The sequence below is a fragment of the Actinomadura formosensis NBRC 14204 genome (assembly GCF_001552155.1).
Taxonomy (GTDB): Bacteria; Actinomycetota; Actinomycetes; order Streptosporangiales; family Streptosporangiaceae; genus Spirillospora; species Spirillospora formosensis.
Window position 1 is genome coordinate 44,472 of the sequence record NZ_BCQQ01000030.1, and the last position, 15,789, is coordinate 60,260.

12 protein-coding genes are annotated in these 15,789 nt (G+C 74.4%); 9 read left to right on the forward strand and 3 right to left on the reverse strand.

Annotation, left to right across the window (positions count from 1 at the left end):
• Window positions 1–55 precede the first annotated feature (55 nt).
• The 4 genes from AF1_RS10720 to prcB all read left to right on the forward strand — a co-directional run bounded on the left by AF1_RS10720 (window position 56) and on the right by prcB (window position 3,673).
• Window positions 56–1,006: an ABC transporter ATP-binding protein gene (locus AF1_RS10720; RefSeq protein WP_067795939.1), complete on the forward strand. Its 951-nt coding sequence runs from the start codon at window positions 56–58 to the stop codon at window positions 1,004–1,006.
• A gap of 65 nt (window positions 1,007–1,071) precedes the next feature.
• The gene (locus tag AF1_RS10725; protein WP_067795984.1) at window positions 1,072–1,788 is read left to right on the forward strand and encodes an ABC transporter permease; all 717 of its coding nucleotides are present in this window, start codon (window positions 1,072–1,074) and stop codon (window positions 1,786–1,788) included.
• A 3-nt stretch (window positions 1,789–1,791) separates the two neighbouring features.
• Window positions 1,792–2,733 (forward strand): EamA family transporter, encoded by a 942-nt coding sequence (locus tag AF1_RS10730; protein ID WP_067795944.1) that lies wholly within the window; start codon window positions 1,792–1,794, stop codon window positions 2,731–2,733.
• Window positions 2,734–2,818: 85 nt separating this feature from the next.
• Window positions 2,819–3,673, forward strand: a complete 855-nt coding sequence (gene prcB / locus AF1_RS10735) for a proteasome subunit beta (RefSeq protein WP_084262757.1) — start codon at window positions 2,819–2,821, stop codon at window positions 3,671–3,673.
• A 74-nt stretch (window positions 3,674–3,747) separates the two neighbouring features.
• On the opposite strand, the gene AF1_RS10740 is transcribed toward prcB, so the two are convergent.
• Genes AF1_RS10740 through AF1_RS10750 form a run of 3 tightly spaced genes read right to left on the reverse strand, consistent with a single transcriptional unit; the run spans window position 3,748 to window position 7,069 of the window.
• Entirely contained in the window at window positions 3,748–4,746 is a 999-nt protein-coding gene (locus tag AF1_RS10740; RefSeq protein WP_084262758.1) for a COX15/CtaA family protein, read from the reverse strand.
• Window positions 4,747–4,794: 48 nt separating this feature from the next.
• Window positions 4,795–6,021, reverse strand: a complete 1,227-nt coding sequence (locus AF1_RS10745; protein ID WP_067795952.1) for a PrsW family intramembrane metalloprotease — start codon at window positions 6,019–6,021, stop codon at window positions 4,795–4,797.
• Window positions 6,022–6,079: 58 nt separating this feature from the next.
• Window positions 6,080–7,069, reverse strand: coding sequence for a heme o synthase (locus AF1_RS10750; protein WP_084262759.1), 990 nt, complete (start codon window positions 7,067–7,069; stop codon window positions 6,080–6,082).
• 660 nt (window positions 7,070–7,729) lie between these two features.
• Between AF1_RS10750 and tkt the strand changes: the two genes are divergently transcribed.
• The 5 genes from tkt to AF1_RS10775 form a co-directional block, all read left to right on the forward strand.
• Window positions 7,730–9,781, forward strand: coding sequence for a transketolase (gene tkt / locus AF1_RS10755; protein WP_242608652.1), 2,052 nt, complete (start codon window positions 7,730–7,732; stop codon window positions 9,779–9,781).
• A 75-nt stretch (window positions 9,782–9,856) separates the two neighbouring features.
• Window positions 9,857–10,972, forward strand: coding sequence for a transaldolase (tal, locus tag AF1_RS10760; protein ID WP_067795957.1), 1,116 nt, complete (start codon window positions 9,857–9,859; stop codon window positions 10,970–10,972).
• Window positions 10,969–12,624, forward strand: coding sequence for a glucose-6-phosphate isomerase (locus AF1_RS10765; RefSeq protein ID WP_067795960.1), 1,656 nt, complete (start codon window positions 10,969–10,971; stop codon window positions 12,622–12,624). The genes tal and AF1_RS10765 overlap by 4 nt, the downstream gene beginning before the upstream one ends.
• A gap of 137 nt (window positions 12,625–12,761) precedes the next feature.
• Window positions 12,762–14,444, forward strand: coding sequence for a phosphoheptose isomerase (locus tag AF1_RS10770; RefSeq protein WP_067795963.1), 1,683 nt, complete (start codon window positions 12,762–12,764; stop codon window positions 14,442–14,444).
• The coding region (locus tag AF1_RS10775) for a hypothetical protein (protein WP_067795965.1) at window positions 14,441–15,789 on the forward strand (1,349 nt) is incomplete at its 3' end. The genes AF1_RS10770 and AF1_RS10775, both read left to right, overlap by 4 nt.

Below are 15,789 nucleotides of genomic sequence, written 5' to 3' on the forward strand. Positions count from 1 at the left end.
CGCACCTGCGGGACCCCGCGCGGAGCTGTCCCGCCGCGGTTCTAAACTCGTCATCATGACACCCCCCGGAGACGGTGGCCGAGACAGCGCGGTCGAGCTGCGCTCGCTCGTCAAGCGCTACGGCGCGGCCGGCCACGAACGGCGGGCCGTGGACGGCCTGACGTTCAGTGCCGCCCGGGGCGCGGTCACCGCGCTGCTCGGCCCGAACGGCGCCGGCAAGACCACGACGATCGAGATCTGCGAGGGCTTCCGGCGGGCCGACTCCGGCACCGTCCGCGTCCTCGGCCTCGACCCGGCCGCCGACGGGCGGGCGCTGAAGCCCAGGGTCGGCGTGATGCCGCAGTCCGGCGGCGTGCCGGGGACGGCCCGCGCGGGCGAGTTCCTGAAGCTCGTCGCCTCGTTCCACGCCACGCCGCTCGACACCTCCGCCCTGCTGGAGCGGCTCGGCCTCACCGAGCACGCCCGCACCCCGTTCCGGCGCATGTCGGGCGGGCAGCAGCAGCGGCTCTCCCTCGCCGTCGCCGTGGTCGGGCGTCCCGAGCTGGTCTTCCTGGACGAGCCCACCACCGGGCTCGATCCGCAGGCCAGGCACGCCACCTGGGAGCTGATCGAGGAACTGCGCGCCGCCGGCGTGTCGGTGGTTCTCACGACCCACAACATGGAGGAGGCCGAGCGCCTCTCCGACCGCGTCGTCATCGTCGACCACGGCAAGGTCGTCGCCGAGGGCGCCCCCGAGGAGCTGACCGGCGCCGAGCGGCAGCTGCGTTTCCGTGCCCGGCCCGGACTCGGCCTGGAGGAGCTGCTGGCGGCACTGCCCGCCGGGAGCGCCGCCAAGGAGTCGCCCGCCGGGCACTACCTGATCGAGGCGGACGTGCGGCCCGAACTGCTCGCCACCGTCACCGCCTGGTGCGCCTCGCACGGCGTCATGACCGAGGACCTGCGGATCGAGCGCCGCACCCTGGAGGATGTCTTCCTGGAGCTGACCGGACGGGAGCTGCGCGCGTGACGACCCCGCCGAAGACCGCCCCGCTGGACCTGTCCCCCGCGCCGGGGGCCGTGCCGCTGCCGCGGATGATCATGTCGCAGGCGGGCTATGAGTTCCGCACCGTACTGCGCAACGGCGAGCAGCTGCTGCTCACGCTGATCATCCCGATGGTGCTGCTCGTCCTGTTCAGCGCCACGTCCCTGCTGGACCTCGGTGCCGGCCGCCGGGTCGACTTCCTCGCACCGGGCATCCTCGCGCTCGCGGTGATGTCCACCGCGTTCACCGGCCAGGCGATCGGGACCGGCTTCGAACGGCGGTACGGCGTCCTCAAGCGGCTCGGCGCCACCCCGCTGCCGCGCGGCGGGCTCATCGCCGCCAAGACGCTCAGCGTGCTCGGGGTCGAGGTGGTGCAGGCCGCGGTGATCTGCGGGGTGGCGCTGGGTCTCGGCTGGCGGCCGCACGGCGATCCCGGCTCGGTGATCGTCCTGCTGCTGCTCGGCACCGCCGCGTTCAGCGGGTTCGGGCTGCTCATGGCCGGGACGCTGCGCGCCGAGGCCGCCCTCGCCGCCGCGAACCTCGTCTACATCCTGCTGCTGGCCGTCGGCGGCGTGGTGTTCCCGCTGGACAAGTTCCCCGGCCCGGTGCGGGACGTCCTGGAGCTGCTGCCGATCTCGGCGCTGGCCGGCGGGCTGCGCGACGTCCTGCAGGACGGTGCCGCGTTCCCGGCGCAGCCGCTGCTCGTCCTCGCGGCGTGGGCCGTCGCCGGCCTCGCCCTCGCCGCCCGTTTCTTCAGGTGGGAGTGATCGGTGGCGCTCGCTGACGTGCCGGGCGAGGCGTCGCGGGTCGGCCGGTCCGGGCGCCTGCCGCCGCGGACGCTGTCGCTCGGGTCGGTGCCGCCGCCCGCGCTGATCCTGCTCGGCATCATCTCCCTGCAGGTCGGGGCGGGCTTCGCCAAGCACCTGTTCGACCGGCTGCCGCCGAACGCCGTGGTGACGATGCGGCTGCTGACCTCGGCGATCGTGCTGGGGTTCCTGGCCCGCAAGGCGCTGCGGACGGTGCTGCGCGACCACTCCCGCTCCAGCCTCGCCATCGCCGCCTGCTTCGGGCTGGCGCTGGCGCTGATGAACTTCTCGATCTACCAGTCGTTCGCGCGGATCCCGCTGGGCGTGGCGGTGACGATCGAGTTCCTCGGGCCGCTGGCGGTGTCGATCGTCGCGTCCCGGCGTCCGCGCGACGCGCTGTGGGTCGTGCTCGCCGGGGCGGGCGTCGTCCTGCTGGCCAGGGGCGGCAGCGGCGCCCTCGACCCGGCCGGCGTCGCGTTCGCGCTGCTCGCGGCGGCGTGCTGGGCCGCCTACATCGTGCTCACCGCCGCCACCGGCAGGCGGTTCTCCGGCTCGACCGGCCTCGCGGCCGCCAGCGTCGTCGGCACGGTCGCGATCCTGCCGCTCGGGATCGCCTCCGCCGGGACGGCGCTGCTGGACCCGCGGCTGCTGCTCATCGGCCTCGGCGTCGGCCTGCTGTCGTCGGTGATCCCGTACTCGCTGGAGCTGGAGGCGCTGCGGCGGATGCCCGCCCGCGTCTTCGGCGTCCTGATGAGCCTGGAGCCCGCCGTGGCCGCGCTCGTCGGGATGGTGCTGCTCGGCGAGGTCCTCACCGCACGCCAGTGGATCGCGATCTGCTGCGTGATCGTCGCCTGCGCGGGTGCCACCCGCAGCCAGCAGGAACCGCCGCAAGCACCCCAGACATGATCCGGGGGCGGGGTCGTCCCCTCAGGAGCGCGGTGGCGGGTGCGTGTGGCAGCGTGGAAGGATCAAGCCCGACGGATCGTCCAGGATGCGGAGAGGAGCCGCCGTGATCGGCCGGATCGAGGACCAGGGGGTACCGCCCGAGTTCTTCGAGGCGGGGTCGGCGTCGTTCGTCGACCTCCTGCGCCTCCACTCCCCCGAACTGCTCCCGGTCAACCGGGTGCCGGAGGGCGACGCGCCGGACCTGCCGCACGGCACGACCGTCCTGGCGCTGACGTTCCCCGGCGGCGTCATGATGGCCGGCGACCGGCGCGCGACCCAGGGCAACCGCATCGCCTACCGCGAGCTGGACAAGGTCCAGCGCGCCGACGAGTACTCCGCCGTCGCGTTCGCGGGGACGGTCGGGCTGGCGCTGGAGATGGTCCGGCTGTTCCAGGTCGAACTGGAGCACTACGAGAAGATGGAGACCGTCCCGCTGTCGCTGCCGGGCAAGGCCCGCCGGCTCGGCGCCGTCATCCAGGCCAACCTCGCGCAGGCGCTGCAGGGCCTCGCCGTCGTCCCGCTGCTCGCCGGCTACGATCCCGACGCGGGTGAGGGACGCATCTACACCTACGACATCACCGGCGCCCCGCAGGAGGCCCGCGACTTCCACGCGGACGGGTCCGGTTCCCCCTACGCGATGGGCTCGCTGAAGAAGCTGTACCGGCGCGACCTGTCCGTGGAGGACGCCGCCACCGTGTGCCTCCAGGCCCTCTACGACGCGGCCGACGACGACGCCGCCACCGGCGGCCCCGACCCGGCGCGGCGCATCTACCCGACGATCGCGGTGGTCACCGGCGACGGCTACCGGCGCCTGCCCGAGGACGAGGTGTCCGCCGTCGCCGAAGAGGTCATGCGCGCCCGGATGGACAACCCCGGCGGCCCCACCGCGCCCCTGCGCTGACGCGAAGAAGGTCCTCGGCCGCGCCGTCCGGCGGGTGGCGGCGGCCGCGCGTCCGCCCGCCGGGCGATGCGCCCTCAGGCGGGCTGCGGCGCCCCGGCCGGGGAGGTGACGGGCGACGGTTCCGCCGCCGGGACGGGGCCGCGGTCGCGGAGGGCGAAGAACAGGCGGAACGCCGCGATCCACATCAGCACCGAGCCGAGCATGTGCAGCAGCACCAGCCCGGCGGGGACGCCGAGGAAGTACTGGGTGTAGCCGATCGCGCCCTGGACGACGATCAGCCCGGCCAGCTCCAGCGCCCGGCGGCGCGCGGCGGCGGGGGCGGGGGCGGCGGTCCGGTAGAGGGCGACGATGACGGCCGCTGTCAGGCCGATGGTGAGCCAGGCGAGCTCGCCGTGGATCCGGGCGACGTCGGTGATGTCGAAGCCGTAGCGGCGGGATTCGGCGTCCCCCGCGTGCGGGCCGGTGCCGGTGACGACGGTGCCCGCGACGAGGGCGGCGGCGGAGGCGGCCAGCAGCGCGGCGGCGAGGCGGCGCGTCCAGGCCCCGGCGAGCGGACGCGGCGGCGCGTCGCCCTCGCCCGCCCGGACCCACAGCGCCACGCAGAAGACGAGCAGCGCCGGCGAGACGAGGAAGTGCAGCGACACGGCCGCCGGGTGCAGCTCGGTGAGGACCACGATGCCGCCGATGACCGCCTGCGCGACCACGCTCATCGGCTGCGCCAGCGCCCACCACACCAGTTCCCCGCGGCGGGGACGCAGCCGCAGCGCCGCGACGAACACCAGCAGCCCGAGGCCCAGCACCACGAACGTGATCAGCCGGTTGCCGAACTCGATCGACATGTTCAGCACGTGGTGCTCGGGATTGTGGGTCGGGACGAGGCTGTCGCCGGAGCAGCGCGGCCACTCGGGGCAGCCGAGCCCGGACTTGGTGACGCGCACGGCCCCGCCGCTGACGACGATCACCACGTTGCCGATGACGCCGAGGAGCGCGAGCAGCCGCAGCGACCCGGGAGTCGGGTGCCACACGGCGTTCCAGGACCGGGTCAGGAGGTTGGGAGACGGACGCTCTGCCACGGCACCAATCGTATGGCCGGGTCCCGGTGGCCTCGATCCGCCCCCCGGTTACGTCCCGTACGGGCCGGGCGGCGAAGGCGGCAGGAACCCGGACGGGCCCTGCGCCGCCCACGGCGGGCCGGCCGGCCAGTTCGCGCCGGGACGCGGCGGAGTGCGCAGGAACGCCTGCCTGGCCAGCGCCATCAGCTCCAGCAGCGAGTCGCGGCGGGCGACGAACCAGCGCTGCTCGGCCACCCCCCGGTCGGCGCGCTTGTGCAGCAGCGCCAGCTCGGTCGCGGCGAGCTGGTAGTCGGTCATGGCGCGTGCGGCGGGCGGGCCGCCGACGGACCGGGCCCAGCGGCGGGCGGCCCGCCGGGACGGGATGGACCGCAGCATCCGCACGTCCTGCGGCGTCACCAGGCCCGTCCCGGCGTACATCGGCAGGTAGGTCTCGATGCGGCGGACGGTGTGCCGGCGCTCCACGAAGACGATGACGACCAGCGTGACCAGGACGCAGAAGTCCAGCAGGTAGACGATGCCGAGCCCGGCGAGGCCGAACGCGCCGGCGGCGCCGTTCCACAGCCCGTGCAGGATCATCGCGCCGAGCAGCCCGGCGAGCGGCGCGATGAGCTGGCCGCGCCGGTGGGTGGCGGCGTAGGCGACGCCGAGGCCCGTCATGGACGTGAACAGCGGGTGGCTGAGCGGCGCGATCAGGCCGCGCAGGATGAACACCGACTGCAACTGCTGGGCGCCGCCCTCCTCGAACGCCCGCATGTAGTAGGTGATGTTCTCCATCATGGCGAAGCCGAGGCCGACCATGGCGGCGTAGATGATCCCGTCGGCGAAGCCGTCGATCTCGTTGCGGCGGAACCACAGCAGCCCGAACAGGACGGCGCCTTTCAGCGTCTCCTCGATGACGGGCGCGCCGAACGTGGCGCTGACGAAGTGGCCTTCGGTCTCGCCGAAGATGGGCACGGTCACGTACAGCAGGCCCACGGTGTTCAGGACGAGCGCGCCGAGCACGGCGATGCCCGCCCCCCACATGAACGAGAACGCGAGGGCGCGCGGCGGCTCGGGCTCCAGCCGGTCCAGGGTGAGGGCGAGCGCGACCAGTACGGGGATCGGGATGATGGCGAGGAGCAGGCCGACCCAGAACCCCGCCTCCCCGAGCGCGGCGTAGGTGCCGAGCGCTATCACGACGCACAGCCCCGACACGGTCATGCCGAGGATGAGCCCGACCGGAGGCCGGCCGGGGACCCGTCCTTCGAGTACCGCTTTGGGATCCATACGCGCCATGACGCGAGCGTAACGGCGGGTCGGGCGAAGCGCTAAGCCGTACCGGCCGCGGGAGGCGTCAGTGCAGCAGCGGGTCGACCGCCACGGCGGTGAACAGCAGCGCCAGGTAGACGTTGGACAGGTGGAAGAAGCGCATCGGCCGCAGGTGGACGCCGGTCACCCCGGCGCGGACCGCCTTCAGCAGCCGGTGCCCCTCGGCGAGGAACACCCCGCCGAGCACGACCGCGACGGCCCCGTACACCGGGCTCATCCCGGCGACGGGCCACAGCAGCAGCGAGCACGCGACGGTCGCATAGGTGTAGCCGAGGCTCTCGATGACGACGCGGCGCTCGGACGCGACGACCGGCAGCATCGGGATCTTGGCGACGGCGTAGTCCTCGCGGTAGCGCATCGCGAGCGTCCACGTGTGCGGCGGCGTCCACAGGAACACCACCATGAACAGCACGAACGGCGTCCAGGCGACGGACCCGGTGACGGCGGCCCAGCCGATGAGGACGGGCATGCACCCGGCGATGCCGCCCCACACGACGTTCTGCGAGGTGCGCCGCTTGAGCAGCAGCGAGTACACGAAGACGTAGAACAGGATCGCGAACAGCGACCCGGCCGCGGCGACCGGGTTGACGGTCAGCAGGAACCCGGCCGTGGACAGCACGGCGAGCGTCACCCCGAAGATCAGGGCGCGGGCGGGGGTGACCTGGTGGCGGGCCAGCGGACGGCGCCGGGTGCGGCGCATCTTGGCGTCGATGTCGCGGTCGATGTAGCAGTTGATCGCGTTGGCGGACCCGGCGGACATCGTCCCGAACGCCAGCGTGAGCAGCACGGTGGACAGCCGCGGGACGCCGTCGGCCGCCAGGAACATCACCGGGATGGTGGTGATCAGGAGCAGCTCGATGACGCGCGGCTTGGTGAGCGCCACGTAGGCGCGCACGCTCGCGCCCACCGCCCGGCGGCCGGCGAGTTCGGCGGGATCCGGCGCGAGGGCCGGTACGGGCGCCCCCGGCACCCGCTCGTCGAGCTCTATCCCGCGCTTGTTACTGAGCACCGTCACAATCGGGTCCACGTCCAACTAGGGATGAGAAATCGGTCCACCTCGGCGGTGCCCCCGCGTTCCGGGACGGCCTCGGATTGGTGCGACTTCGGCTTCGGTCTGGTTGCCGCGGCCGCTGCCGTCAGCCGCGCAATCACTGTAGTCGGCCCCCTCCGGGAGTCGCGCACCGGGTCACCGGACGCGCCGGACGGTGACCGTCCGGCCGGGCCGGGGCCGTCCCGGATCACCCGCCGGATCACCCGTGCGGGGGGTTAGCCCGCGGGACGTACGGGCAAAGGTGCATGAAGGCGCCGCACCCCCGGTCCCCCGGTCCCCCGGTCCCCCGACCCCCGGAACGCGGCGTCGCACGGCACGTTCCCGCGCCGGCCTGCGGCGCCTCCCGCGCGATAGGCTCGCTGAGGGCACGGCGTGATCTCGCCCGCCGCGGGCCCGGGCCGCGGCACGGGGCCGGGGAAGCGCGCCGCACCGCCGGACGTTATGGCCAATGGGCCTCGGCGGGGTGCCACGACGCGTGGCGCACAACATCACAGACGCACAACATTCACCGAGTGGCCTTACACCGGTTCGAGAGGAGCCTGGCGTTCCGTGAGCAGGAACAACAGCACGTTTGAGTGGTCCGACCAGGACCGGCGGGCGGTGGACGTGATCCGCGCCCTCGCCATGGACGCGGTCGAGGAGGCCGGCTCGGGTCACCCGGGGACGGCGATGAGCCTCGCGCCCGCCGCCTACCTCCTCTTCCAGCGCTTCCTCCGGCACGACCCGACGGATCCGGACTGGGCCGGACGGGACAGGTTCGTGCTCTCCTGCGGGCACTCCAGCCTGACCCTCTACATCCAGCTGTACCTGTCGGGCTACCCGATGACGCTGGACGACCTGAAGGCGCTGCGCAAGTGGGACAGCCTCACCCCCGGCCACCCGGAGCACGGTCACACGGCGGGCGTCGAGACGACGACGGGCCCGCTGGGGCAGGGCATCGCGAACGCGGTCGGGATGGCGATGGCGGCCCGCCGCGAACGCGGCCTCTTCGACCCGGACGCGCCGCAGGGCGAGTCCCCCTTCGACCACACCATCTGGGCGTTCGCGTCCGACGGCGACATCGAGGAGGGCATCAGCCACGAGGCGAGCGCGCTGGCGGCCCATCAGCGGCTCGGGAACCTGGTGCTGCTCTACGACGACAACCGCATCTCCATCGAGGACGACACCGCGATCGCGCTGTCGGAGGACGTGCGGGCCCGGTACGCGGCGTACGGGTGGGACGTCCACCACGTCGACTGGACCGAGAACGGCGACTACGAGGAGAACGTCGCCGCGCTGGCGGAGGCGTTCGCCGCGGCCAAGGCCGAGACGTCCCGCCCGTCGCTCATCGCGCTGCGGACGATCATCGGCTGGCCCGCGCCGAACAAGAAGAACACCGGCAAGATCCACGGTGCGGCGCTCGGCGCGGAGGAGGTCGCCGCGACCAAGCGGATCCTCGGCATGGACCCGGACAAGAGCTTCCAGGTCCCGCAGGACGTGCTGGCGCACGCCCGCGAGGTGTCCGGCCGGGGCCGCGCCGAGCACGCCGAGTGGACCAAGGCGTTCGATGCGTGGCGGTCGGCCAACCCCGAGCGCGCCGCCGAGTACGACCGGATGGCGTCCCGCACGCTCCCGGCCGGCTGGGAGGAGGCGCTGCCCGCGTTCGAGGCGGGCAAGGACATCGCGACCCGCGCGGCGTCCGGTGAGGTGCTGACGGCGCTGGCGCCGGTGCTGCCGGAGCTGTGGGGCGGCTCGGCGGACCTGGCCGAGAGCAACAACACCACGATGAAGGGCGAGCCGTCCTTCATCCCCGAGGAGTTCCAGACCAAGGAGTTCCCCGGCCACCGCTACGGGCGCACGCTGCACTTCGGCATCCGCGAGCACGCGATGGGCGCGATCTGCAACGGCATCGCGCTGCACGGCGGGACCCGCCCGTACTGCGGCACCTTCCTGGTCTTCAGCGACTACATGCGGCCGGCGGTGCGGCTGGCGGCGCTGATGGGGCTGCCGGTCACCTACGTGTGGACGCACGACTCGATCGGGCTCGGCGAGGACGGTCCCACGCACCAGCCGGTGGAGCACCTGTGGGCGCTGCGGGCGATCCCCGGCCTGGACATCGTCCGCCCGGCCGACGCCAACGAGACGGCGGTGGCGTGGCGCACCGTCCTGCGGCGCACCGACCGCCCGGCGGGCCTGGCGCTGACCCGGCAGAAGCTGCCGACGGTCGAGCGCGGCGGCGAGATCGCGTCCGCGGACGGCGCCGCCAGGGGCGGCTACGTGCTGGCCGACGCCGACAACGGCCGGCCCGAGGTGATCCTCATCGCGACGGGCAGCGAGGTGCAGCTCGCGCTTGAGGCCCGCACGACCCTGCAGGCCGAGGGCATCGCGACGCGCGTCGTGTCGATGCCGTGCGTGGAATGGTTCGAGGAGCAGACCGACGCGTACCGGCAGGAGGTCCTCCCGCCCGGCGTGCGCGCCCGCGTGTCCGTCGAGGCCGGCATCGCGCTCGGCTGGCGGAACCACATCGGCGACGACGGTGAGTCGGTGAGCCTGGAGCACTTCGGGGCCTCCGCCGACTACAAGACGCTGTTCCAGCAGTTCGGCATCACCGCCGAGCGGGTCGTCGCGGCCGCGAAGGCCAGCCTGATCAAGGCGGGCGTCCACTCCGCCGGGCGCGGCTCCACCACCGGCAACTAGGGGCTCGGCGGGGCCCGCGCCGGGCCCCGCCGCCGTCCCCGGCCCCCTGTCAACTCGATGACGAGGAGAAGAGCGATGAGCGACATCTTGAAGCGGCTCTCGGACGAGGGCGTGTCGATCTGGCTGGACGACATCAGCCGGGAGCGGCTGCGCACGGGCGACCTCGAGGAGCTCGTCAAGGACAGGCACGTCGTCGGCGTCACCTCCAACCCGACGATCTTCGCCAAGGCGCTGAGCAAGGGCACCGCGTACGACGACCAGGTCCGGGACCTGGCGGTGCGCGGCGTGGACGTCGAGGAGGCGTCTCGCGCGATCACGACCTACGACATCCGGTGGGGCTGCGACGCGCTGCGCCCGGTGTACGACCGGACGGGCGGCGTGGACGGCCGCGTGTCCATCGAGGTCGACCCGCGGCTGGCCGGCGACACGGCGAGGACGATCGCCGAGGCGCGGGCGCTGTGGTGGCTGGTGGACCGGCCGAACCTGCTCATCAAGATCCCGGCGACGAAGGAGGGCCTGCCCGCGATCACGGCGGCGCTCGCCGAGGGCATCAGCGTGAACGTGACGCTGATCTTCTCGCTGGAGCGCTACGGCGAGGTCATCGACGCGTTCTTCGCCGGCCTGGAGCAGGCGCGGCGGAACGGGCACGACCTGTCGAGGATCGCGTCGGTGGCGTCGTTCTTCGTCAGCCGGGTGGACACCGAGATCGACAAGCGGCTCGACAAGATCGGCTCGGACGGGGCGAAGCGGCTGCGCTCGAAGGCGGGCCTCGCCAACGCACGGCTCGCGTACGCGCTGTACGAGGAGAAGTCCGACACCGCCCGGTGGAAGGCGCTCAAGGACGCCGGTGCCCGTCCCCAGCGGCCGCTGTGGGCCTCGACTGGGGTGAAGGACCCGGACCTCAAGGACACGCTGTACGTGGACGAGCTGGTCGCACCGGGCACGGTCAACACGATGCCGGAGGCGACGATGATGGCCGTTGCCGACCACGGCCAGGTGCGCGGCGACACCGTCCGCGGCGCCTATGACGACGCCCGCGCGCACATGGCGGCGCTCAAGGAGGTGGGCGTCGACTACGACGACGTCGTGCGCGTCCTGGAGGAGGAGGGCGTGGAGAAGTTCGCGGTCTCCTGGAAGGAACTGCTCGACTCCATCACCGGCGAACTGGAGTCCAAGAGGGCCGGCACGTGACCTCGGTGGTGACCGCCGGCGGGATCTCGGTCACCATCCGCGGCGCGGTCGTCGACGACGGCGAGACGGTGCTGGAGCGTCTCGTCTCCGACGGCGTGCCGGGCTCGCTCACGTCCCGGAACTCCAAGCTGTGGGGGCCGGACGCGGCGCCGCTCGCCGCCCGCCGGCTCGGCTGGCTGGACCTGCCGGAGACCTCGCGGTCGCTGCGGGACCGGCTGGCCGGCCCGGCGGGCGCGGCCCGCGACGCCGGTCTCGACCGGATCGTGCTGGCCGCCTCGGGGGGCACGGCACCGGCCGCCGAGGCGATGTGCCGCACGGCGGGCGCCGAGCTGATCGTCCTCGACACCACCGACCCGCACGAGGTCGCGGGCGTCCTGGCCGGTGATCTGGCTCGGACGCTCGTGGTCGTGGTGGGCGGAAGCGTTGAGGCCGAGTCGCTGCGCCGCGTGTTCGGGCACGCGTTCCGCGAGGCCGGGCTGAGCGGCGCCGACCTCGCGCGCCGCTTCGTCGTCGTGGCCGAGGAGGGCTCCGGCCTCGCGCGGGCGGCGCGGGAGGCCGGTCATCATCTCGTCCCGGCCGAGCCCGATGTGGACGACCGGTTCGGCGCGCTCGGCGCCCGGGGGCTGGTGCCCGCGGCGCTCGCGGGCGTGGAGGTGGACGCCCTGCTGGACGAGGCGTCCCGGTTCGCGGGGGTGTTCCGGCAGCCCTACGACAATCCGGCGCTGGCGCTGGGCGCGGCGCTGAGCTCGTCGGCGCTCGTCGGCCACGACAAGCTGGTGATCGTGGACCACGGCTCGGGCCTGGACGGCTTCGCCGGCTGGGCGGAGCAACTGGTCGCCGGCGCGCTGGGCAAGGGCGGCAGGGGCCTGCTGCCGGTCGTGGTGGAGAACGCCGATGCCCCCGGCTTCGAGCCGGCCGACGACCTGCGTCGGGTCATCCTGGGCAGCCGCCCGGACGAGCCGGGCCCCGGCCGGGAGGCGGGGGTGAACGTCGCGGGCCCGCTCGGCGCGCAGTTCCCGCTGTGGGAGTACGCGGTCGCGGTGGCGGCCCGGGTGATCGGCGTGCACCCGTTCGACGAGCCGGACGCCCGCACGTCGCGGGAGGGCACGGCCGCGCTGCTGCGGGCGGAGAAGGGCACCGCCCCCGCGGTGGTGCGGCGTTCGCCGGAGCTGGTCGAGGGAGCGGTCGAGGTGCACGCCCCGCGGGACGCGCTGCGCGGCGCGCGGACGCTGGCCGGGGTGCTGGAGACGATCCTCGCCGACGTCCCGGACGGCGGCTACCTCGCGGTGCTGGCCTACCTGGATCGTTCCGGGGATGCGGCGGCGAGCGGGCTGCGCCCGCTGCTGGCCACGAGGGGCGGCAAGCTGCGCCGGCATCCGGCCCCGGTCACGTTCGGGTGGGGTCCGCGCTACCTGCACACGACCGGCCAGTACCACAAGGGCGGCCCGCCGAACGGGGCGTTCCTGCTGATCACCGGCGCGGTCACGACCGACGTACCGGTGCCGGGGCGGCACTACAGCCTGGGTGAGCTGCAGCTCGCGCAGGCGTTCGGCGACCTGCGGGCGCTGCGGTCGCTCGGGCGGCCGGCCGTGCGGCTGCATCTGCGCGACCGCGCCGAGGGCCTCGCGCAGCTCGCGGCGGCGCTCGGCTGAGCGGCGCCCGGGGCGGCGTCCGGGCCGGTGCCCGGACGCAGGGCGACCGGACGAGTTCAGCATGCGACCACAAAGATCGATGGAGATGGTCGCGGATGCCCTTTCTCTCCTGAAACGATGGGGGGCGGGAGGGAACGGTGTCCGGATTCGACGTATTGACGCGTGGGGACGTGCTGGACGCGGCACTGCAGGCGAGGGACTACCTGGTGAGCTGCGGGGTCCCCGGGGCGCTGGCCGCCAAGGACCCGCGGCTGTGGGGGCGGCGCGCGGTCGACCACGGCCGGCTCGGCTGGCTCGATCTGCCGTTCGCCTCCCGCGGGCTGCTGAACCAGGTGGGCGGCCTGGTCTCCGAGGCGCGCTACTCGGGTCTCGACCACATCGTGCTGATCGGCGTCGGGGCGGAGGGCCTCGCCGCCCAGGCGATCACGGAGGCGCATGCGCCCGCCCTCACCGGCTCGGGCGGCGGCCCCGATCATGCGGCGGGCGGGCTGACCGTACTGGACGGCGGCGACACCGCCGCGCTGGCGTTCGCGATGGAGCGCCTGGACCGGACGCTCGTCGTCCTGGCGAGCAAGGCGGGCGTGTCCCTGGAGGGCGACGCCTACCGCCGGATCTTCGCGGAGGCGTTCCGTGAGCGGGGCCTGTCGGACCGGGAGATCGCGAGCCGGTTCCTGGTCATCACCGACCACGGGAGCCCGCTGCACGACTTCGCCCGGCAGTGCGGCTACCGGATCGGCCTCACCGACCCCTATCTGCCGGGTCACTACGGCGCCCTGTCGGCGTACGGGCTCGTCCCGGCGGTGCTGGCGGGCGCGGACGCCGAGCGGCTGCTGGACGAGGCGGCGTCGCTGGTCCCGTCGCTGGCCAAGGACGAGGACAATCCGGGGCTGCTGCTCGGCGCGGTCATCGGCGGCTGCGCGCAGCAGGGGCCGGGCGGTCTCGCCCGCGACAAGGTGCTGCTGCGCGAGCCCGGCGGGCCGGGTGCGCTGAGCGCGTGGATCTCCCAGCTGCTCGCGGTCGGCACCGGCAAGCGGGGCCGCGGCGTGGTGGCGTTCGAGCCGCCCGGCGGGCGCGGCGACTTCCCGGACGTGCACGGCGTGTCGATCAACCCGCGGTCGGCGGCGCAGGATGATTCCGACACCTCGGTGTGGGCGCCGCTCGGCGCCCAGTTCCTGCTGTGGGAGTACGCGACGGCGGTCGCCGGGTGGCTGCTCGGCGTGAACCCGTTCGAGGCGGGCAGCACGGTCGTCCAGGAGGCCGAGGACGACGCGGCGACGCTGCTGCGCACGGCGGACACGGGCTCGCTGACGGCGGAGCGGCCGGTGTACGTCGAGGACGGCATCGAGGTGCACGCCGACTTCCCGTGGCCGCCCGGCGCCGAACTGCGGACCGTTCTCGGCGGGCTGGTCGCCTCGGTCCCCTCCGATGGGTATCTGTCGGTCATGACGTACCTGTCGGGCGACTTCTCCGGGCAGTACCTCGCGCCGTCGCTCGCCCGCGCCTCGGGGCGTCCCGTCGCCTACGGGCCGGGGCCCGGCTACCCGCACGCGACCGGCCCGGTGCACAAGGACGGCCCCGGCAACGGCGCGTTCCTCATCATCACCGGAGACCCGGCGCCGGGCGACGCGCTCGCCGCGCATCCCGTCCCGGGCCGCCCCTACAGCCTGGCGCAGCTGCGGCTGGCACGCGCCCTCGGCGAGCTGCGGGCGCTGCGCGAACGCCGGCTGCCGGTGATCCGGCTGCACCTGCGCGACCCGATCGAGGGCGCGGGCAAACTGACCGAGGCGGTCCGCGCGGTGGCGGGGGCGCGCAGGCCGTGACCTTCACCGCCGTCGTCTCGGGGGAGACGGCCGTCACCGCCCGCGGCCCGCTCAGGCAGGCCGCGGAGCGGGTTCTCGGCCGGCTGTGGATCGACCAGGTCCCGGTCCGGCTCGCCTCCGAGGACTCCTCGCTGTGGCCGTCCGCCGCCACCGCCGGGGTGGCGGGCCGCCCGCTGTGCTGGCCGGGGCAGCCCGGACCGGGCCGCGCGGTGCTGGACCGGGCCGAGGAGCTGCGGGCGCGGGCCCGCGCGGACGGGCTGACCGAGGTCGCGCTGCTGGGCGGCGGCGCCCCGGCCCGCGCCGCCGCGCTGATCGCCGCCGCGGGCGGTACGCCGCTCACCGTCCTGGACGGCTTTGAGCCGGGCCCGCTGCTGCGCGTCCGCGACGACCGGGACGCGCTCACCCGCACCGTGGCCGTCGTCACCGGCGACGACCCGGGCGGCGAGACGCTCCGCCAGGTGCTCGCCGCGATGTTGCGGGACGCGGGCCTGTCCCCCGCCGAGATCGCCCGGCGGTTCGTCACCGTCGCCGAGCCGCGTGCGGCGGCGGCCAAGCACGCGGCCGAGGCGGGGCACCCGCTGGTGGAGGCGCCGGCCGCCACCGCGTTCGGCGCCCTGTCGCCCTACGCGCTCGTGCCGGCCGCGCTCGCCGGCGCCGACGTCCGGGCGCTGCTGAGCGGCGCGGCCGCGGTGCTGCCCTCGCTGACCCGGCCGGAGAACAATCCGGGTCTCGTCCTCGGCGCCATCCTCGGCGGGGCGGCCCGCGCCGGCCGGCGGACGGTGATCCTCGGCGGCTACGCGGCGGCGCTGCCCGGCATCGGCCACTGGGCGGCGGCGCTGCTGGAGGAGACGGCCCGCGGCGCGCTGATCCCGGTCGTCCAGGAGGGCGGGTTTCCGCTGGCGCCCGCGGACGACCTGTTCCTGGTGACGTTCGGCGGCCGGCCGCACCAGGACGACGCCACCGTGGCCGGGCCGCTCGCCGCCCAGCTCGTCGTGTGGGAGTACGCCGCCGCCGTCGCGGCCTACCTGCTGGAGACGGACCCGCTCGAACCGGCCGCCCGTCCCGCCCCGATGACGCTGGACGACGGGACGGGCGAGCCGCTGTTCACCGACGGCGACCACGGCCGGGCCGTCGAGGCGCACACCACCATGCCGTCGCTGCTGGGCGCGTCCGGCCTGCCGGCGCTGCTGGACCTGCTGACCGCCGGGATCGGGCCGGGCGAGCATCTGGAGATCGTCGCCTACCTGGATCCGGACGAGACCCGCGGCCAGGGCGCGCAGGTGCGCCGGCTGGCCGCGCTGCTCGCCGCGCGCTGCGGCCGGCCGGTGCGGATCGGCTGGGGCGC